The 22,254-nt window shown below is 38.5% G+C and carries 15 protein-coding genes; 4 read left to right on the top strand and 11 right to left on the bottom strand.

Translation table 11 applies throughout. The features are described 5' to 3' along the window. Window positions 1-3: 3 nt before the first annotated feature. Window positions 4-4,461: a DUF5113 domain-containing protein gene (locus BQ5338_RS08120; RefSeq protein WP_071146312.1), complete on the bottom strand. Its 4,458-nt coding sequence runs from the start codon at window positions 4,459-4,461 to the stop codon at window positions 4-6. 205 nt (window positions 4,462-4,666) lie between these two features. On the opposite strand from BQ5338_RS08120, the gene BQ5338_RS08115 reads away from it, so the two are divergent. The 3 genes from BQ5338_RS08115 to BQ5338_RS08105 all read left to right on the top strand — a co-directional run bounded on the left by BQ5338_RS08115 (window position 4,667) and on the right by BQ5338_RS08105 (window position 6,879). After that, the gene (locus BQ5338_RS08115; RefSeq protein WP_071146311.1) at window positions 4,667-5,605 is read left to right on the top strand and encodes a ribose-phosphate pyrophosphokinase; all 939 of its coding nucleotides are present in this window, start codon (window positions 4,667-4,669) and stop codon (window positions 5,603-5,605) included. Window positions 5,606-5,807: 202 nt separating this feature from the next. After that, the gene (locus BQ5338_RS08110; RefSeq protein WP_071146849.1) at window positions 5,808-6,239 is read left to right on the top strand and encodes a DoxX family protein; all 432 of its coding nucleotides are present in this window, start codon (window positions 5,808-5,810) and stop codon (window positions 6,237-6,239) included. 91 nt (window positions 6,240-6,330) lie between these two features. Then, the gene (locus tag BQ5338_RS08105; protein WP_071146310.1) at window positions 6,331-6,879 is read left to right on the top strand and encodes a DUF3332 domain-containing protein; all 549 of its coding nucleotides are present in this window, start codon (window positions 6,331-6,333) and stop codon (window positions 6,877-6,879) included. A 113-nt stretch (window positions 6,880-6,992) separates the two neighbouring features. Here BQ5338_RS08105 and tamL read toward each other — a convergent pair whose 3' ends face one another. Further along, window positions 6,993-9,302 (bottom strand): translocation and assembly module lipoprotein TamL, encoded by a 2,310-nt coding sequence (gene tamL / locus BQ5338_RS08100; RefSeq protein WP_071146309.1) that lies wholly within the window; start codon window positions 9,300-9,302, stop codon window positions 6,993-6,995. Window positions 9,303-9,445: 143 nt separating this feature from the next. Between tamL and BQ5338_RS08095 the strand changes: the two genes are divergently transcribed. Beyond that, window positions 9,446-10,219, top strand: a complete 774-nt coding sequence (locus BQ5338_RS08095) for a TrmH family RNA methyltransferase (RefSeq protein WP_071146308.1) — start codon at window positions 9,446-9,448, stop codon at window positions 10,217-10,219. Here BQ5338_RS08095 and BQ5338_RS08090 read toward each other — a convergent pair. From BQ5338_RS08090 to BQ5338_RS08050, 9 genes are all read right to left on the bottom strand, one after another. Next, complete coding sequence (locus tag BQ5338_RS08090; protein ID WP_071146307.1) at window positions 10,214-10,582, bottom strand: hypothetical protein; 369 nt, start codon at window positions 10,580-10,582, stop codon at window positions 10,214-10,216. The genes BQ5338_RS08095 and BQ5338_RS08090 overlap by 6 nt on opposite strands. A gap of 35 nt (window positions 10,583-10,617) precedes the next feature. Further along, complete coding sequence (locus BQ5338_RS08085) at window positions 10,618-11,562, bottom strand: DUF4296 domain-containing protein (RefSeq protein ID WP_071146306.1); 945 nt, start codon at window positions 11,560-11,562, stop codon at window positions 10,618-10,620. A gap of 15 nt (window positions 11,563-11,577) precedes the next feature. Continuing rightward, the gene (locus BQ5338_RS08080; RefSeq protein WP_071146305.1) at window positions 11,578-12,201 is read right to left on the bottom strand and encodes a lipoprotein signal peptidase; all 624 of its coding nucleotides are present in this window, start codon (window positions 12,199-12,201) and stop codon (window positions 11,578-11,580) included. 106 nt (window positions 12,202-12,307) lie between these two features. Beyond that, a complete protein-coding gene (locus tag BQ5338_RS08075; RefSeq protein ID WP_071146304.1) occupies window positions 12,308-12,688 on the bottom strand; it encodes a TraR/DksA family transcriptional regulator in 381 nt (126 codons plus the stop codon). Window positions 12,689-12,725: 37 nt separating this feature from the next. Beyond that, window positions 12,726-16,157, bottom strand: coding sequence for an isoleucine--tRNA ligase (ileS, locus tag BQ5338_RS08070; RefSeq protein ID WP_071146303.1), 3,432 nt, complete (start codon window positions 16,155-16,157; stop codon window positions 12,726-12,728). Window positions 16,158-16,399: 242 nt separating this feature from the next. Beyond that, on the bottom strand, window positions 16,400-16,648 hold the full coding sequence (locus tag BQ5338_RS08065; RefSeq protein WP_071146302.1) for a hypothetical protein: 249 nt from the start codon (window positions 16,646-16,648) through the stop codon (window positions 16,400-16,402). A 70-nt stretch (window positions 16,649-16,718) separates the two neighbouring features. Further along, a complete protein-coding gene (locus BQ5338_RS08060) occupies window positions 16,719-17,303 on the bottom strand; it encodes an RNA polymerase sigma factor (RefSeq protein ID WP_071146301.1) in 585 nt (194 codons plus the stop codon). A gap of 170 nt (window positions 17,304-17,473) precedes the next feature. Beyond that, the gene (locus BQ5338_RS08055) at window positions 17,474-20,569 is read right to left on the bottom strand and encodes a DUF6298 domain-containing protein (RefSeq protein WP_071146300.1); all 3,096 of its coding nucleotides are present in this window, start codon (window positions 20,567-20,569) and stop codon (window positions 17,474-17,476) included. Beyond that, window positions 20,569-22,254: a thrombospondin type 3 repeat-containing protein gene (locus BQ5338_RS08050; RefSeq protein WP_071146299.1), complete on the bottom strand. Its 1,686-nt coding sequence runs from the start codon at window positions 22,252-22,254 to the stop codon at window positions 20,569-20,571. The genes BQ5338_RS08055 and BQ5338_RS08050 overlap by 1 nt, the downstream gene beginning before the upstream one ends.

Raw genomic sequence — 22,254 nt, 5'->3', positions numbered from 1 at the left:
TCTTTATTTTATTACTTTAGTTTCTCGTTTAGGAATAGTGAAATAAACCGTGAATCCTCCACCAACTGCAGGCTCGGCATTGATGCGACAACCGCGCCGAAGAGCAAATTCATCATGATCACGAATAATCTGCTTACACACCAAATATTCCGTACCGGCTAACTCACCTTGCACACCAGCTGTCATTCGACTAAGATTGGGATAAAATAGTTGATTCAGTTCTTCTACGGTCTTCTGCCGACGTTTGTCGGTAAATAAGAATCGTACATATTCTCCATCGAATCGGGCTTGCAATTCTAGTTCTCCATCGCAAGGAGCAGATAAAGCTTCGTCTATAAGATTTTCGAATAAAAAACAGAGCAATTGTAAATCCCCCATCACCAAAGCTTCCACTGGTTGAAAAGAAAGAAAGATCCGATTCGGATGATTCTTACTCATCTTGCGAAAATATTTCTCTGCATGTTCAAAAAGATCTGTGACACATATAGTCGAACGACGAAAAGTAACTTCTTCTAACTGTCGTGAAGCACACGAACTGAGTATCGTGAAAATTCCTTTATAGTATTCTATCAATTCGGCAATTGCTTCTATATTTTCTTTTTCTTCTGCAGGTGAGAGATTCTGTAATTGGGTCTTATCTATAATCTGTTTTATCTTGTTCGGGTAATAGATGGTTTCGTGCTTAATGGTGGAGAGGCAATTATCCAACACCATGTTTTGCACATGTAGCAAGTTATCTTCCAAAGACGCGCGACGGGTTTCTTCATGGGCCGATTCAATATCCCTATATCTCATTGCCAGTTTTACTACAGCATTAAATACCACAATAGCTACGTATCGAGCGATTAGTTCTATTAGCAGACGATCAGCTTCTTGATCTCCCCGCTCTTGTTTACCAATAGTAAGCACGCCCACACATTGTCTATTACTTCCCGCATCAACGATCAATGGAAGTGCTTGAAGAGTATCCTCATACAAATGAGTTTGTTCATCGAAGCAACATTGCACAACATGCGGCATTGCTTCGCTTCGAGGATTGGACGTAAACTCCAACTTATGAGCCGTTTCGTTATAAACAGCAATTCCAATACTGTCTATCATCAAGAGTTCGTTGACTGAATCAAACGACTTATCTACAATATGTTGAGGGATTTCTTTCAGTGTTTCTTCTTCCCGAAGCACTACTTCCGTTGTTTCTTGCGAGCGCAACAGAGAGGAAGCAAATACAGTCTTATTGACTTCCAGCACTTGCTCAAGATTAAATCTATTGATTAACCTCTTACGCACATATATAATATAGTAACCTATAAGCAAAGAAGTAAGCAAAAACAAACAAAGAATGATGCCTACAGACTTGTTTGTTGTGGATCTTTCTAACTGCCTGCAGTAGTCTTCGAGCGATTGGTCTTCACCCAACAGTTTATAGAGAGAAGTATAAGCAGCGTTGTTATAACCGTAAGCTTCCCATTTCTTCAAAGCTAACAGCGAAACGGATGCTTCATTACGAATATCAAGAATAACATGAAAATCGGAATCAAACATCGTATTCCACCATTCAATCTCGGCAGGTGTTCTTCCATCTCCATACAAACTCATGTAAGCATGTGGAAAACGGGCATATTTTTTATAATGACGATTCAATCGATTTATAGCCGAATCAGCAAACTGCAGAGCAAGTGAATAATCTTCTATCACATTGCAATAATAAGCCGTATCGGCAAAGAGCGAAGCTTCATTAAGCAATGTTTCATATCCTTTTGCAGAATCAGTAGTAACAGAGTCTGTTGAGACAGAATCTTTCATCGAAGAAGAGTCATTATTACATGACACAAATGTTGCAGATAACAGAAAAAACGTTAGAACACTTAGCATTTTTCGCACGCCTTGAGGCAAACGGAAATAAAAGCGGCTCCCCTTACCGACAGTACTCTCCACACTAAATTGGCATACACGAAACAGGCCATTTGTCTTTCTGTATTTTTCAATTATTCCCTTGCAGTTCATCAGACCAAAGCCACTTCCCTTGTTTTGTTTCAATTCTTCGGGATTAGCGGTATTATCGAGACCTATTATGCGAGAGTCATATACCTTTTCGCCTAAAATACGAGCCACATCAGCAGCCGAAAGTCCACTTCCGTTATCTTCTATCGAAATTTCCACATATTCATCCGTAACACGCGCACCGACACGTATTGTACCACCTTCTGCAGTATATTTACGAGCATTTTCGGTCAGTGTATTAATCATAAAGAGCGTAAGTGCTTTATCAGCTTTTACAACGGCATCTGTAGGTCTTATATCAAGTACCTGATGTTTCATATCGAATGTTCTGCGCCCTTTACCAACCAGAAGAAAAAGCTCATCAAGCATAAAGTTTTCTATATTCAAGCTCAGTGTACCTTGCTTCATCTTTATCCAAAGTGCCAGTATATCATTGTATTCATTGATGGTCGTTACTAATTCATCGATATACTGAATTTTTTCATTTTTAATCGTCGCACTATTGATAAATCCTTTATTAGTAAGCTTATGTGTTTCATTGATAATTCTGTCTATATAAGGATTTATACCATTAACAATAGCCATACACGACTTTTTTATTAGGTTTTGACGTTTATTCCGTGCAATGTGCTGTTCGTAAACGTAACGTTGCTTTTCTAGTATCTTTTGTTCATCACCCAAAGATATAAACGTCATGCCATTATCAAGAGCCCACGCTATGTAGGGCGTGATAACACGAATCAGTGCGTGTTCATCTTTCGTCAATTTACGAAGGGTATAAAGCGTTAGTAATCCGATAGGCAATTCTTTATCTGGCACATAGAGACTAAAATCCGACTTTAGAAATTCATTGATAATATGATCATCTACAGCCATACGTTCTCCATCTCCCAACTTAACAGAGATAGCTCTGACTCCAAACAGTTTCTCCATATCTGGCTGAATAGCCACAGTAATAGCCTGCACTATTTCCTCCTCTTCAGAAATCGTAGCAGGGATAGATGCTGTTATTTTTTGGCAAATATCTAACGTGAGTTTCAATCGGGATATATGCATCAAGTTCCGTTTTTTAGAACGCTTATTAAATATCCAAAATAGAACAAGTACACACAGTAATCCTAGTATTACAAAAAAAAGTAGTAAATTGAGTTGCCTTGATTCCAGTTCTAGCGCTTGATAACGGCTCTCAAATAATTTATCTTGCCGGGTATATTCCAAGATAGCAAGGTAGATATTACGATTATAGTCCGAAGGAATTTTCATGCCCATACCTGCATACGATACACTCAACTGTTCACGAATGCGAGATATCCATTCGGGTACAGTCTTTATTTTCCCTTTACCCATCCAGCTAAGTTCGGTATAAAGAGTATCTCTGTCAATAAAAGGCCTTAAGATATCTACATGCAGCGAATCATGATGTTGTGAATAATAAAGTTGATGATGATAGTTGACGCAATTAAGTGCCTTAGTGAGTGTATCGAGTGCTTCAGAATAGCGGCCATGAGTATTGAGATATTTCCCAATAGTAACGTATGCCGCTGCTATTTGATAGAGATCATTGTAGCGGCGAAACTTTTTCAATGAAATTTCGGCTAAACGTAGAGGTAATAAAGTATCGATGTTAACTCCAAATTGATTCAATGCATGCAGACGCCTGGTTTGAAATAAAGCAAAATTGCCAGGAGTTATCATAAGATTGGCCAACCCTTGTATACCATTACCTTCAAAATAGACATATTTATGTTGAGAAGCCATACGCCACGTAGTATACAATTCATCAAACTCGTTTATCTTACGGAGTTCAGGGGTTTCACCGCCACACAGGGCTGCCGATCCTTTAATATAATGATAATAAAGTAACTGACTTGTATCAGCAGCCAAATCGTCCTCCAATTTAATTTCGTTGAGCGAAGCCACAGCCTCAGGCTGTTGTTGAAGATAAAAGTAATAAATGGCCGAAACGATGGAAAATTCGGAAAAAGCGTAATTTAAACGAGTTCGCTCATGACTATCTACAAATAAATTACGGTCCTCATCTATTCGTTTCATGCGTCTAATGGCACTGTTACGATAATCATAGAATTCTTTATTCATTGCTGTTCGCTGATAGACCTTCATTAGTCCAACATCAGCAATCAGTAGTTCAAGCTCATTTTTGGTCAGATCATACGCTTGCTTATGCAATCGTTCGGCCATCTCAAAATTCATCCGCATAAAAGCGCAAAAGGCCAAGTTATTACAAGCTTCGGCTTTCCCTTGGCTATACAAACTAACTTCACGATAAGCTTCTTGAGCAAACCAAAACGATGAATCAATATTCTTATAACGGAAAAGATAAGCTTGTTGATTGAGAGAATCAATGAATCGCACTTCTTTGGTAGGTGCCATGTCTACACATGAAAAAAAGGCTGACGCAAACAGCAGGCACAAAGTAATTATGGATAAGCGGGGATTCATTTTGCAAAATCTTGTTTTAAGAAAGCAAATCTACTATTTTTTCCAAATAAACAGCTCATGTAATCTGTTTTATTATCGATCCAATACAAGCATAGAGCCAAGAAAACAAGAGCAGAAATATTTTTTCCACATAAGTCTTTTAGATTGATGAGAGAATTCATACCTTTGCATGCAAATTAACAAATAGGTTACAACTATTACAATAATGAGCGAAAAAACACCTTTCATGGTATTCTCGGGCACTAGATCGAGATACCTGGCAGAGAAAATCTGCACCACTCTTGATTGTCCATTAGGAAATATGAATATCACCCACTTTGCTGATGGTGAATTCGCCGTTTCTTACGAAGAGTCTATTCGGGGTTCTCATGTATTTCTGGTTCAGTCCACCTATCCCAACTCAGACAATTTAATGGAACTTCTATTAATGGTTGATGCAGCAAAAAGAGCCTCTGCAAAAAGCGTCATTGCCGTAATTCCATATTTTGGATGGGCCCGTCAAGATAGGAAAGACAAACCGCGTGTTTCTATTGGTGCCAAATTAGTAGCCGATTTGCTTGCAGTAGCAGGGATTGACCGTTTAATTACAATGGATTTACACGCTGATCAGATTCAAGGCTTTTTCAATATTCCTGTGGACCACTTATATGCCTCTGCAGTTTTCCTGCCATACATTCAATCATTACAATTAGAAAATCTGGTTATTGCCACTCCTGACGTTGGTGGCTCTAAAAGAGCAAGTACTTTCTCAAAATACTTGGGTGTTCCATTAGTACTTTGTAATAAATCTCGCGTAAAAGCAAATGAAGTAGCAACAATGCAAATTATTGGTGATGTAGAAGGGAAAAATGTTGTATTAATCGACGATATAGTAGATACTGCAGGCACAATAACAAAAGCAGCCAACATAATGTTGGAAGCAGGCGCAAAATCAGTAAGAGCCATCGCAAGTCATTGTGTAATGTCTGATCCAGCGTCGGAAAGAGTAACTGAATCAGCCCTTTCAGAAATCGTATTTACTGATAGCATACCCTATTGCAAGAATAGCTCCAAGGTAAAGCAACTTAGTATAGCCGAAATGTTTGCGGAAACGATCAAGCGAGTAGTAAACAACGAATCTATCAGTTCTCAATATATTATCTGATTTCAGATTCTAATATAACGGCATTTTATACAGTCCCTGATTATTCTTTGAATATGATTATTATTCAAGTATAATCAGGGATTTTCTTTGAGCTACTTTTACCTTCCAAAATGTATCATTTTAATATATTGACTGGCTGTCAAACAATTTTAGCATTCTTTTCGTTATAAACTCATATTAACTAAAAAGCATAAGAAATATGATGATTTACAAATTTTTATTCCCCATAAAACCAAATGACACAAAAGTTTCGCTTTTTCTTTTAGCCATGAGAATACTGTTTGGAATGTTGCTTATAAACCATGGCATACAGAAATGGAATGCCTTTGATCAAATGTCGGCAGCCTTTCCAGATCCTCTTGGAATAGGAAGTTCCGCATCCTTGACACTAGCAATCTTTGGAGAATTGGTCTGTGCTGTAGCTTTTATTTTCGGTTTTTTATATAGATTATCAATGATCCCCATGATTATTACTATGTCAGTAGCCCTCTTTGTGATTCATGATAACGATACATTTGCAGTTAAAGAGATGGCCTTCATTTATTTAAGCGTATTTGTCTTGATGTATTTTGTAGGTCCTGGCAAATTTTCCTTTGACAGACTACTTATTAAAATATGCAATCACAAGAAATAGAATAATGCCCGATAGATAATATAAGCATTGTTTAAACACCCCTATCACAAAAATATGACTATATTTACACCCATTAATTAAAAAAGTATTTATGAAAAGAAGGAAAATATCTCTTTGTGCCTATCTCTTAAGTGGCACACTGCTGTTCAGTTCATGTATCGGGTCTTTCACTTTATGGCATAAAGTACTCGACTGGAATCAAACAATAGGTAATAAATTTGTTAACGAACTCGTTTTCGTTGCTTGCAACATTGTTCCGATCTATCCTATAGCAGCATTAGTTGATATCGTTGTACTCAATTCTATTGAGTTCTGGACAGGGTCCAACCCTGCTAGTGCTAATGTAGGCACCACAAAAATTGTAAAAGGAGAAAATGGTGATTATATGGTCAAAACTCTTGAAGATGGTTATAGCATTAGTAAAGATGGCCAAACGATGAATTTGATTTATAATAAAGCGGCTAATACTTGGAATGCTGTTTATGAGGGTAATAGCACTAAGTTGTTGAAAATGAACAATGACGGAACAGCCGAATTATATCTACCTGATGGTGAAACAATGAATGTAACACTGGATGCTCAGGGAATGATGGCTGCACGAAAAGTTGCCATGAATAATGCATTCTTCGCTGCACGATAGGCCATAATATTTAAGATCCCCCTTGTCTAGAGTACAAAACTCTACTCAAGAGGGATTTTATATTATTGTAAACAGCCTTAATCCATTAGAAAACAACAATCAAAACATAAATATCAGAAAGGGTAACCTACTGCGAGATGAAATGTAAAGTCACGCTTTAGACTTGGGTTGAGTATCGGATAACGATCCTTTCCAGTACTATATACAGGATTAATAGCCTTCATTCCACCATCAAGACGAAAGATAAGATAATCAAGATCCAATCGGATTCCTAATCCATAAGCGAATGCTATTTGCTTATAAAATTTGTCGAAGTGAAATTGCCCTCCCGGCTGATTCTCATAATTGCGTATCGTCCAAATATTCCCGGCATCAACAAATGCAGCTCCTTGCATTCTCCAAAACAATTTACTTCGATACTCAATACTTGCATCGAATTTTATGTCACCAGACTGATTCAAAAAATTACCATCTCCGGGAAAAGAGCCAGGTCCCAATCCACGAACGGACCATCCACGCACACTATTAGCACCACCTGAAAAATATTGTTTCTCAAAAGGAACAATTTTCGCATTCCCATAAGGAACCGCAATACCAAATCCTGTATGAAAAGCTACTGAATTACGTTCATCGATAACGATATTTTTCGCAAAATCGAAATCGCCTTTCAAATATTGTGCATAAGGTATACTAAGAATTGTATATTCACCATCACTATTCTTTGATTGGTGTATAATATGGGAAATTCCATAAAGAAGATTTCCTGCCGATTCTGCTCCTGCACGAATAGAATATGAATTAGAAGCAATCGTATTATTGGTTAATACTCCACCTGTACTATTATAGTTGTACGTATAACCTGTACGCACAATCAGACGATCTTTATAATTGTACTCTAGAATATAAGCTTGGCCAGCATCTACATACTTTTGTCTAAACGTATCTGACATCCACGGCATATAAAGAAAACTCACATCGAGCAAGTCAAAACGATGCTGAACTCGTGGATGATTTGACCATTTATAACTCCATGATGCAGAGGCTACCTTACGCGAAAACTCGGGCCTTAACTGAGAATTATACTGCAGTCCAAATTCAGTAGTAGCTCTAATGCGTCTTTTAAAATCAGTAGAAAGAAATGGAAAAAGAAAATTAGGAAAACGAATGCTCGCTTCAGCACCGTATTCTGTATAGTTGTTATTTTTATATTCTTGCTGCAATCCAGAGATAGCTTCGTATGCACCTCTGAACTTAAGCATAAAAGTTTCAGAACCATGAAACAAGTTGCGATGTTGAAAAGAGACAGAAGCTGCTGCACCAAGATCACCCGCCGAATTCGTACCTTCGATTTCAAAAGAAACCGATTGGTGCCTACTTTTAGTCAACATCACATAACAATTCAGCATAGTACTATCAGCTATTTGTGTCTCGAAGAAACGAATATTTGTATACTTCAATGCTGAAAGTCTACCTAAATAGGTATAAGTACGCTGAACATCACGTTCGTTATATAAGCTTCCCGGAAGAATTCTTAAATTATCCGTCAAGACTTTGGGACGCAAATACAGCTTATCTTTATAGTAGATTGGATATCCTTTATAATGCAAGGAATCATTGATTTCAATGCTACTCAGTGCGGAAGACTGAAGTACATCATAATCAGTAATAAAGCTGACTTTATTTATTTTATACTGTTCATGGTCTTTTGGCACATCGGCTACATATGTTTTATAGCGCAACAGATGAAGAGTAAGATCAACTTGATAAGTATTCCTAACAGTGTCCGCTGTATAAGTAATAAAGTCTTTATTAAATTTATAGTAGCCTATTTGTGCCAAATTATTGGTGATCCGCTGGCGCTCAGCATCCAAATCATTTACACTAAACAACATTCCCTCGTTAAGCAAAGAATTGAGCGAATCACTTTGCATAAAATGGGCTATTTTTTTATCCTCAATATCATATTTGAGGCGACGTACTATATAAGGTTTTCCTGAAGTAACCTGATAAGTTAGCTTCAACTTCTTTTTTTTAATTGTTGTTGCATAGTCAACCTTCGCTCCCATATAGCCCATATTTTGGAGCACTTTGGTCAATTCCTCCTTAGAACGCTCAGCATCTATAGCGCTATATATCACAGGGGCATCACCCATCTTCCGAAATGTTTTATTATACCATCTCGTAGAGTCTCTTCCCGAAAGATCATATATGTATAATTGCGTCTTAATTAAACTAAACCACTTTGTATTGGGATTTTGACGTAGATATTTTTTTAGTTCTGAGGGTTTTATTTTCTTGTTATCCGTCTGTACGGCAACTTCATCCAACAGATACGAGCCATCGGGTACAAATTTTGTGGCAGAGCATGAAGCAAGTGCCAAAATAACTGCAAGCTGTATCGTGTGAAAGAAGCTTCTTCTCATGCACATTTATATAAATTTCATGTAATGGTTTACAAAGATAAGCCATATTTTCCGTTTGAGAAAAGAAAAAGAACTGGAAGTATTGAGATGAATTAAGAATATCTTCATAGATTTGCAAAAAAAATACAAACATAAATAATATTATGCCATTAAGCAAAAATAAAATAAAATACATCCATTCACTGGAACAAAAGAAAATACGCAAAGAAGAAAATTCATTTTTAGGTGAGGGGCCCAAATTAGTAGGTGATCTATTAGGGCATTTTCCTTGCCGCTATCTAGCTGCTACTACCGAATGGCTAAGTAAACACCCTTCTGTTGTTGCCAACGAAATAGTAGAAGTCTCTGCCGAAGAGCTTTCTCGCGCCAGTCTACTGAAGACGCCACAACAAGTACTTGCTATATTCGAGCAATCAAACCCAAAAATAGAGATAGAGACAACAAAGAAATCTCTTTCATTGGCCTTGGATGATATTCAGGATCCTGGAAATTTAGGAACAATCATACGACTAGCGGACTGGTTTGGCATTGAACAAATTTTTTGCTCACTCGGAACAGTAGACGTATATAATCCCAAAACCATACAAGCCACCATGGGAGCTATTGCTCGCGTAAAAGTACACTATACATCACTCCCCGATTTAATTGCTTTGCTAAAAGATATTCCTGTATATGGTACTTTTTTGGATGGAGAAAATATATATCAAAAGCCTTTGGCCGAATCGGGAATCATTATTATGGGAAATGAAGGAAATGGCATTAGCAAAGAAGTAGAAAATCTAATTAACCACCGTTTGTATATTCCTAATTATCCTCAGGAAAGAGAAACATCCGAATCACTGAATGTTGCAATAGCTACAGCTGTAGTATGCGGTGAGTTTCGCAGACAAATGGTTGCACCTTCGCAATTATTATAACAAGGGTGTTATCTTAGTCCACTCAGTAGGGAGCATAGCGGTAAAATCAAACGGATAGAGACGATACAGTGAAAGCTTTCTGCTAGTAAAATCAGTCAGTATATCAATAGGAATCTCAGTTAGTTGATTGCTGCAATGTAACATAGAGCATATAGCATCCAACAACAATATAGGTTTTTCATGCAAACTTTCGCCCTCTTTTTTTGGCAACAAAATGCTTACTCCGGGCATCCATTGAACACGTTCCGATTCCTCACTTAAAGAAAATGCACGCACGGCGCATCCTCCTTCAATTTCAACGACGTATTGTTTCAACAATCCGTATCCAGGCAATAGTAAATAATGTGAAGCAAATCGTTTCATCTAAATAATCTATATTAGTTATTCAAACATAAGAACTATCGTCGTTGAGGTTGATTATTCATCGGGCGGGGTTGCATATTATTACGTCTGTGATTTAGCTCTTCAGGATTCAGTCTTCTAGGAGGTGCTTGCACAGGTTCCTGCATTTTTGTCGTATCAGGTTTGATTGTAGTAGATGGCTTAATCCTCTTAATAGAATCTGCCTTTGCTTGTTCCTCTGGAGTTTTAGCTTTCGTACGATAACGTTTCAATGAAATCTCACTGATTAGCATATTAGTCTCTGTTACTCCTTCAAAATAAATGAAGCCTCTTATCTCACGAATAGGCCCTAACGTATCTGTTTGCAAGCGAATGCTTTCTATACCAGGCCTCATTATCTTCTTTATAGAACTAATAACGCTATCATTCGTATAAACTATCTGCATAGCCATAATTGGTCTTTTAGAAGACGCTTGCAAATTATGCTTCAAGAAATGAAAATTAGCCTGCCATTCCAAAGCATCTTTCTCTTCGAAATTAGCGTCCGCAGGAATGGTAAAGGTAATTTTGTTGTTCTGAGGAAAATCAGTAAGACAAGCTACACGTTCCAAAAACCAGACATCAATACTGTCCCCAAGAGCAGAAACAGGAGGCTTTTTATCACGAATAGCCACCAGATGATTAATGTCATTTTGTTGTGCCTTCAGGCGAATATTTACTTTCTCATAAATTTTGGCTAACACGTCTGTATTCCGCGTATACCATACCATCGATGAATCAAATGCGGCCTCTGTAGTTCCATATTTTTCGAATACGTATTCCACATAAAGAGCCTTTTTATAATTATCTTCGCCAGAGAGATTTTCGCCCATTGCTTTAGCTAAATGATAGTCATACAACAGCTCTTCCATCTGAGATTCAGGTATCACACTATCAGGCCTTCTTATTTTACAACCAGCCAGAGCTAACAACAATATGAGCACGTAACATACGTTTTTCATCTACTACTCTCTCTTTTATTCATGAGAATGGTAAGTCTCATTCAAATACTTACTATAAAACAAAAGTAATGCAATAATACCGCAACTAATAGCTGCGTCAGCAAAGTTAAAAATTGGACTAAAAAAGATAAAATGTTCTCCTCCTATCATAGGTATCCATGCAGGCCAAGTAGTATCAATAATAGGGAAATAGAACATGTCTACAACCTTACCATAGAACCAAGTAGAATAGCCGCCCCCAGCAGGCATAAAGTTGGCAATAGAAGAATGAGTACTTTCATTAAATAAGATACCGTAGAATACGCTATCAATAATATTGCCCAAAGCCCCTGTGAAAATAAGAGATATACAAACAATGTATCCGGTCTTTGCTCCACGTTTAATGATTTTCATCAAATACCAAGCTATAAGCCCCACAGCTATGATACGAAAACTTGTCAAAAACAATTTTCCAAATATTTCCATACCGAAAGCCATTCCGTTATTTTCAGTAAAATAGATATAGAACCAGTCAGTAACATGGATACTTTCGTGAAAATACATACTTGTTTTCACAGCGACTTTGATCAGTTGATCTATTAGAAGTATCGAAAAAATAGTGAGCAAGGATATGCGTCCTTTTGTTAGTATATTTTTCATTCTAAATTAGAAAATTGAGAGATTATGTCTCATAAGTACTGAGGTGTTGAATCGTTAACAAAATCATGAAACGACTCAACACCCCAATAATTAAACTTGTGTTTCGTTATTTTTTTCCGTCATTTTTCGCTTCAATACTTAGCGTAGCATGAGGTACAGCACGCAAACGCTCTGCAGGAATTAGTTTACCTGTTTCACGGCAAATGCCATAAGTTTTATTCTCGATACGTACCAAAGCTGCTTGTAGTCCCTGAATGAATTTCAACTGACGCTGTGCCAGTCTGGTTGTTTCCTCTTTAGACAGCGTATTGGCTCCTTCTTCCAAAACTTTATATGTAGGAGACGTATCATCTGTATCATTGCCATCTTTGTTCATGATACTCTGCTTAAATTGGTCATAGTCACGTTGAGCTAATTCCAATTTGTCCATTATGATCGCACGAAATTCTTCTAATTCCGTATCCGAGTATCTCGTCTTTTCTGCCATAACTCCTGATAAATTTTAAAGGTTAGTAGTTTTTTTATTATAGTTCCTTAATCACGCTGACATACAAATAAAAATCATCAAAATTTAATTCTGTTCCATCTTCGACTTTATCTGCCAATTTCAGTGACGTACCCAAAACTTGATTGCAAATATAGGTATTATATTCATTCACTGCATCATCCGTTTGCTGATTTTTAGATAACGTAATTCTTATTTTATCTGTAATCTCAAAGCCACTTGACTTACGAATATTTTGAATACGATTGACCAATTCGCGAGCAACACCTTCGCGACGAAGTTCTTCAGTCACAGTTACTTCAAGTGCAACGGTAAGTTTTCCTTCATTTGCAACAAGCCATCCCGGTATATCTTCACTGAATATCTCAACATCAGCAGCCTCTATAACAACCTCTTCACTGCCAAGACTCAACGTGTATTTCCCGTTTCTCTCCAGCTCAGCAATTGTTTCCTGAGATAATTCGTTTACACTCGCAGCAACAGCTTTCATCTGTTTGCCAAATTTAGGGCCAAGTTTCTTAAAGTCGCATTTCACTTTCTTCACTAAAACTCCGGCAGCACCATCCACGAAATTTATCTCTTTCACATTTACTTCATTCATGATCAGTGCTTTCACTGCTTCAACATGCGCCTTCTGTTCTTCATCGACCACAGGAATCATAATGCATTGCAGCGGTTGGCGCACTTTGATATTCACCTTACGACGCAAAGCCAACACCATAGAAGTAACATCTTGAGCCATTTGCATACGAGCCTCCAATTCTTTGTCTATCAACGATGCATTGCATTCGGGGAACTTAGCCAAGTGAATAGAAACCACATTATCCCTTCCCGTAACAGAGATCAGATCTGTGTACAAACGGTCCGCATAGAAAGGTGCGATAGGCGCCATCAGCTTAGCCACAGTCTCCAAGCAAGTATAGAGCGTTTGGTAAGCCGAAAGTTTATCTTGCGAGTATTCTCCACCCCAAAAACGTTTACGATTCAAACGAACATACCAATTAGACAGATTATCATTCACAAAATCTGAAATTAATCTACCAGCCCTAGTCGGTTCATATTCATTGTAGCAAGTATCCACTTCCTTAACCAATGAATTCAATACAGAAAGAATCCATCGATCAATTTCAGGGCGTTCAAACATCGAAACCTCAGCTTCTTTATATTCAAATCCGTCTACATTGGCATAAAGAGCAAAAAATGAATAAGTATTATATAGTGTACCAAAGAATTTACGACGAACTTCTTCAATTCCTTCCGCATCAAATTTCAAGTTGTCCCAAGGCGATGAATTTGTGATCATATACCAACGAAGTGGATCAGAACCATACTTTTCAATTGTGGAAAAAGGATCGACAGCATTACCCAAACGCTTAGACATCTTGTTACCATTCTTATCGAGTACCAAACCGTTTGAAATAACAGCTTTATAAGACACGCTATCAAACACCATGGTCGCAATGGCATGCAAAGTAAAGAACCACCCCCGAGTTTGATCCACGCCCTCAGCAATAAAGTCGGCTGGATACACATCGTGACTATCATCTAGTAGTTTTTTATTTTCAAACGGATAATGAATTTGCGCATAAGGCATAGCACCTGAGTCGAACCAAACGTCAATCAGGTCTGCCTCACGCTTCATAGGTTTACCTTCTTTGGATACCAGAACAATGTCATCCACGTAAGGACGATGAAGATCTATCTTTTCATAATTATCAGCATTATACTTTCCAGGAACAAATCCCATGTCTTTGTAAGGATTCGACTTCATAAATCCGGCAGCAACCGATTTTTCTAATTCATTATAAAGTTCCTCAACTGACTCAATACAGATTTCTTCACTATTATCTTCCGTACGCCAGATAGGTAATGGAGTGCCCCAATAGCGTGAACGACTCAAGTTCCAATCATTCAAATTTTCGAGCCATTTACCAAAACGACCCGTCCCTGTAGATTCAGGTTTCCAATTAATCGTTTTGTTAAGCTCCATCATGCGTTCCTTGCAAGCAGTAGAGCGGATAAACCAACTATCTAACGGATAGTAGAGTACAGGTTTGTCCGTACGCCAGCAATGAGGATAACTATGCACATGCTTCTCTATTTTAAAGGCCTGATTAGCCACCTTCATCATCATGCAGATAGAAACATCCAGCGTTTCATCCTTTTCAGTCAAAGTAGGGTCATAATCATTCTTCACGAAACGTCCAGCATATTCCTTATATAATTCTACATTTACCCGCTCGTTTACAAACGCTTCATCCAGCTCATCCAAAAGATAGAACTTACCGGTAAGATCAACCATCGGACGAAGTTCACCTTTCTTATTGATAAGCTGTAACGGTGGAACACCAGCCGTTTTAGCCACCTGAGCATCGTCTGCACCAAAGGTAGGTGCTATATGAACAATACCCGTACCATCTTCTGTGGTAACGTAATCACCCGAAATCACCCGGAAAGCTCCTTCGCCCGGATTCACCCATGGAATAAGTTGTTCATATTCCATGCCAACAAGCTCGGCACCTTTATATTCGCCAACCACTTTGAAAGGAATCAACTTGTCGCCTTGCTTATAATCTTCTAACGCCAACTCAGCAGCCTTCGGATTAAAATGTGTATTGAGCAATGCTTTGGCCAGTACCACAGTGATAGGTTGACCAGTATAAGCATTATAGGATTGTACAGCAACATAATCTATTTTAGGTCCCACACACAAAGCTGTGTTCGAAGGCAATGTCCACGGAGTGGTAGTCCACGCAATAAAGTAAGAAGTTCCCCATGCAGCCATCTCAGGTTTGGGATTTTTCATGCGAAATTGAGCTACTACAGTAGTATCCTTTACATCACGATAACAACCAGGTTGATTCAGTTCGTGTGAACTCAATCCCGTTCCGGCAGCCGGAGAATAAGGTTGAATGGTGTATCCTTTATATAGCAGCCCTTTCTTATAAAGTTGCTTAAGTAGCCACCAAAGAGTCTCAATATAACGATTATCATAAGTGATATAAGGATCGTTCATATCCACCCAATAACCCATCTTATGCGTCAAATCTTCCCATTCTTTGGTAAACTTCATCACATCTTTGCGACAGGCAGCATTGTATTCGGCTACAGTGATCTTTTTGCCAATATCTTCCTTTGTAATACCCAAGCTCTTTTCAACGCCTAGCTCCACAGGCAGACCATGTGTATCCCATCCAGCTTTACGCTTTACCTGAAAACCTTTCATCGTTTTGTAACGACAGAAGATATCTTTAATGGAGCGAGCCATTACGTGGTGAATACCTGGCATTCCGTTAGCCGATGGAGGTCCTTCATAAAACACATACGAGGGACAACCTTCACGTTCTGTCATACTTTTGGCGAAAACTTCGTTTTCGTCCCATTTCTTCAGCACTTCTTTGTTTACCTGCGAGAGGTCCAACTGGGAATGTTCAGCAAATCTTTTACTCATCACTGTATATACTAATTTTCTATTATTCTATTTTATAAGGGTGCAAATTTACAAAAACATTAGATAGGTAGAAACTTTTAATTGCAAAAAAAAAGGGTTGCCCTGATATCACATCAGTAAACAACCCTTTTTTTCTTAACAATCTATTAATCATTATTACACTTAAGCAATCTTTAACCTTAAGCTATTGAAAACACCTACTTCTATATTTATTAACTATACTATCTTTTAATTGAGGTCATTTAGAATATTTCTATCACCTTGAAAATGCTTTGTTTTAGTGAGCTACTCTCCTCACTCGTTAGATCTGACGTTTCAGGCAAGTCTAACAAAATACCCTTTGCCATCTCTATCACTCTCCTTTGTTGCGGACACAGCCGCATAAATTCCTCCAATTCAGCAATTTTATCAAAATCACTACCCACAATAGCCAAAATAAAATTGTCATCTTTCAGATAATCATCTATATTATAATTTGTTCTTTTATCCATCTCCAAATAAATCTATATAATAAAGACGGAGGTTCAAATCTTATGTACTCAAAAAAGCAAAACAAAATCATTAACCGGCCAAAGTTCTCAATTTAACCAATCCTCGATGCATTAAATTACGAACCGATTGATAGTTCATATTCATGATTTCACAAATATCGTCGTATTTCTTTTCTTCTATATAATACAACGTAAGCGCCTCACGTTGTCGTGGGGAAAGTTGACCAAGAATATCACCAACAATATTTTTATCTTTTTTCCTAGATTCCGCAGCTATATAAGAGTCTTCAACATCATCCTCACTCGAAACGTAGCTAAATTCCTCCACAGGGGTATCAGACATATACACCCTTCTCCGCATCTCATCACACAATTTATTTTTTAAAGAAATGAAAAGATAAGATCTAAAATTGCTAATATCGCTCAAATTATTTCTCCTCACATACATCTTTACGAAAATATCGTGAATACAATCTTTCAGAAGTTCCTTATCAGAAGTTAATTTGCAGCCGTAATTAAACAGAATATTAATATGCAAATCATATATACGAGAGAAGGCATTCATATCACCAGACTGAAAGTCAGCAAACAATTGTGCATTCAATTCACAAGAATCATTAGACAGAGTATTAGTATTGCAATTTTGTTCTATCATGGCATACTGGGTTGTTTCTTAATGCAAAAGTATGGATAGAGGCAATGTTATTTAGGGAATATTTGGTTATTGGATTGAAAAAATAGGTACTATGTTTTATAACATAAGACGTTTCTATTACATATAGATAAAAAAAAGCCTACTAACTAACGTAGCAGGCTTTTTTTTATCTATAATTTATGAAACCAGTAAACTCCATTTTTATCCGAAGGAGCTTTGATCTGATATAAAGATTTTATTTTCAAGGACTTATGAACAATCTCAATTGCACCTGTACGAGCATTAATACGAGATACTTGATATTTACCTGTTGTTAAATAGAGATCAACATTAGCTCCTGATTGGGAATAAATGATCGCTCCAATATCAGAATTTACCATTTTCTTATAAGAAGTAGTATCTGTTTCTTCCACTTTCATAGCAGCTGCGTCTTTAAAAAAGGTCGCGTCAGTAATTGGAAGTTGAGGACAGGATCCTCCTGCCATAAAGATGGCCCATGCCATATCGGGATAGTTCTGCGAATAGAATGTTACTGCCTTTCCAGGGTAAAATTGACGGTATTCATTCACCGCTTTATAAGCTTCATCAAATGTAATCTTTCCAACTTTCATCTTGCGCATGTGTTGGCGCGGAGCCATATTCTTACCACCTTCGGGTGCATAAGTCGTACCGTCACTCTTATAGTGCCAGTAGCGTATATCGATAATATCGACCAGTGCAGAACGTTGATTATCATTCAGAATAGCATCTTGTACATCTTTCGTAGTACTCAGTGCGATAAGTGGATGCTTACCTGTTTCTTTCTCCCATTCTGCTATCACATCTAGCCAGAACTGGACAAAGTGTAGTGGTCCTGTAAATTCAGCACCGATCAATTGGATTACATTATTATTATCGGCAAAATTATTCAGACATTGCCTGATGTATTGCCTATGCAACTCTCTGCGAACAGGATTCGTCACATCATAAAACATATCTGCCATAAAGATACGTTTATCTCCGGCAAAAGGAACAGGTTCCGGAAATCCGGTACTGTTTATGTTGTTAGCCGAACGCCAAGGACAATCCACCCAATGGGCTCCTGCCTCAATGATATTATGTTGAAAGTAATTCTCATGGAACAGCAACAAGCCTTCTTGTTCGCCCTTATCAGCAAATTGCTTTAAACGCGACCAATACCAAGCATTAGGACGAGTAAGATCGTATTTGCTCAATCCTTCCCATGCGGTACTCTGACCACTACGAGCAAAAGGTTGTTCATAGAAAGGCCCCCAAACATCTCCATCACGACGACGAATACGTTCATGATCATCTCTTCTGCGATCATACCATAAACCGTAATTATGGTCGAGTACTAACAATTTGTTCGTTTTCATATAGCTGACAACTGAGTCTATCCTGTCTGTCAGTCCCAAACCCTCTCTTCCGGGCACAAAACGGGTAATATGAGGTTTGGCAGAAGAAAGAAAATTTGTTCTTAATCGCCCATTCCACCAAGGCACTTCCTGTCTGCCACCTACCATCAAAGCTCCATCCATCACCAGACGACCATCTACTATCCCAATGGAATGCTTCTTCTGTGTACTAGCAAACTGCTTAAATTTTATATTATCAATTGATCTAACCTTCTCTGAATTTACATCCGCAGTAAAAGTACCTTGACCTATCCATGCCTCCAAAGTCAAGCGAGGAATATAGGCTTCTTGGGTCAATCTCATAGCCTCTTCCACTTCAGGACTGCTGGTGGCATTTGTGTTTCTTGGCAAAATACGTGCGCGTAAAGAGTAGTCTTTCTGTAATCTATCTTCCAACTGTGCATAGAAAATGCTGCGTGGTTGAACGTGATTATTCGATTCGCCCCACTCACCATCACCCGAAAATTGCGCCCAACAACCATAAGCACGGTTTGGTGCATCTTTGGAAGGAGTATAACATTCTATCTCGGCAGCGCTACACTGCCAAAAAAGGCTATTAGCCGTATTCCAACCTGCTCCATTTTTATCTTGTCCCAAATTCTTATACGTCAGGTTATGTCCGTCAATGTTGACCACATCAAACAGCAGCCCACAAGCCCAAGCATTGATAGAACCACTAAAACCCAAAGATTCTTTCGAGTCACACTGCACAAACGCATTAGGACCTGGAGCACAAAATCCTACCGAGAAATCATGAATACCTTGTTCTGAATAACAACGTTGAAAAAGAGTAAGCTGCCCCATAGTGAAGAAGGCGCATCGGCGCATCCCTCCTATTTCAGAAACAGGTTCTTTCGACTTGCAATCTTCTACCGTAACTCTGGAAGCATTACGCTGCAGTGCTACGGCACTACCCGCAAAGTGCTTGAAGTCCACACGACGCACCCAGCAATCTTCTGCATTCTCTATTGAAATACCCACCCAACAATGATCTTCATCTTTTGGATACTCCTTGTTATAGTCGGACACCAAAGTCATATTCTCGACACCGGAATTAGAAAGACGTCCCGTCCATCGATAACGTAATATTTTAGATTCACCGTAAACAGCGTCAAGTGCTACTGTCAAGGGAACATTAAGCGTTACCTTATTTCCGTTTACAGACGTAATTGTTCTGTCCCAGTATAAGTTCGTATCGCCGGGCTTCCACCCCAGCGAACTAATTCCACCACCAAAAATATCGCAACCAATGGAAGCAATCCATTCTTTAGTCGAAGGTCTCAACACCATCACACGGTCACCTTTATTCAACTGTACTGCCGAAGAGACCTCCATGGTACAATCGTTCACCGGCACATAAGCCGACTTAATGCTCAACGTATCTTGAACGATCTTATTATTCTTTCCTTCTACATAAATTAATGCACCACGATCTACTCCTTTTTTCAGTAAGACCGTTTTCTCCTTATCAGTTCCACGAAGCACCACACCCGAAGTGCTTATACGCAATTCTTTAGAAAGAGTATAAACGCCCTTATCCAGCAAAACAGCACCACGAAAACCATTCTTGTCGGGTGCCAGAGAAGAAACGTAATCTATCGCTTTCTGTATTTCAGCCGAACTATCACCTTTCTTACAAGGGACAAATACAGCTGTGTTTACATCCGGAATGTCTTGATCCGAATTTCGATAACCACAAAAAGAAAAATCCAAAATTCGGTTTCCTTTCGAATCTTTCGAGTAAATCAACTTATCATTCTTTACCTGCAAAGCAAAAGTTTGTGCAGCAGCCTGCACAAACCCCATACTCAGTAATCCCAGAAGGAGAAATTTCACATTCAATATTTTCATTATAACAAGCTTTTACGTCCGGCCAGAGTGTCGTGATTGTTTTTCACATTCGTCCAATCGATCTTTTTCTTTGTATCTATTCCATTAATATACTTCTCAATATTAGTATAGCCATCGCCATTACAATCGAGCACAGCATCGGAAGGATCATTCGGGTTCAAACCGTTTTTGATTTCCCACGCATCGGGCATACCATCATTATCAGAGTCCAGATATGGAGTTCCATTATATTGAGGTAAACCACCAACCTGACGAATATCAGTAATGATTCCTTTCTTATAAGAATCAATCGGCAGTCTTCTCTTTACATAAGGAGAGACAAACTCCGATGCATTATCCACATAAATAGCCTTCCCGGTCTGTACAGTCTTAATCACGCGTACATCAACAGCATCACGCTTAGGAAAGTTTGCTCCCACATTATCCAATACAAAACCATACGCTTTCTTTGTAGACATAATAGTAACGTGTGGCATGGCAAACGGTTCATTTGCTTTTATTTTTCCAAGAAATTCTTCCGCATTTACATCTTCAGCCAGCTGAACTCCACCGTCCCAATTATTGGCTGTAACTTTTTTGTTGCCAAACACAATGTTTCCATTTACATAAGCTTTTCCAAATGATAGCGATTTAGTTTTATCTCTTCCTGCTTCAGGTTTAAGAATACGATAAGAGATTGGTTTTTCAAGTGGCGTGATAGGACCCGGTTTATAATAATTATTGATTATATTATAGAAACTGGTATGGTCTCCACCGTCCACCGAACGATTCCACCAGTTATATATCACATTATTCACAAGATTAAATCCTTCGTTCATTCCTATCGAACAATTACGACTGATATTGGATGCAAAGAGATTACGGGCAAACATACAGTTATGTCCACCAATAGTAGCACCAAAAGCATGATTATATGAATCGAGAGCTTCTGAGAAAACAGAATTCTGAATGGTGATATTTACAGTTGGGAGTTTCAGACCATAACCCTTTTCATCACGATTATAAACGTGGCGATAGATGGACATATTTTCATCTAATCCCCAACTCGCCGAACAATGGTCAACCATAATATTACCTACTGCGTTTCCTCCTACAGCATCATCACGAAAAGCCACATCTCGCACTCCGCGACGAAATCGCATGTGGCGCATCACCACATCATGTGTATCAATTAGGAAAGAAGCACCGGTTACGCAGATGCCATCACCCGGAGCAGTTTGGCCAGCAATAGTGATGTAAGGTGCCCTTAAGTGAATAGGGCTATTAAGACGAATAACACCCGAAACATTAAACACAACAATACGTGCACCACCTGTTTCACAAGCTTCTCTAAAAGTACCGTGACCTTCATCGTCCAAAGAAGTTACAACAATTACTTTTCCTCCGCGCCCACCGGGAGTATAAGCTCCACCACCTTCAGCGCCAGGAAAAACAGGTATATTTACTTTCAGCAAATCGTCTGGTTTAGAGGCCCATGGCTTGTAGGGGTGCCCTTTAGCAGCCTCTTCAAGCACAATTGGCAAAGCTTTCTGCCAAGCTGCATCAGACTTTTGTTCAAACTCAGCCTCTTGACGTGCCGCCCTGGCTTTTGTTGAATCTGGAATAATGGGATATTGTGCAACAACCGATGACGCACAAGCGGTTGTTAATACCAAAACAGATAGTAATTTCTTAATGTTATTCAT

Origin of the sequence: Bacteroides ihuae (genome assembly GCF_900104585.1) — a bacterium.
Lineage (GTDB): Bacteria > Bacteroidota > Bacteroidia > Bacteroidales > Bacteroidaceae > Bacteroides > Bacteroides ihuae.
Note: the sequence above shows the minus strand (reverse complement) of the source record. Positions and strands in the feature narration are given on the sequence as shown.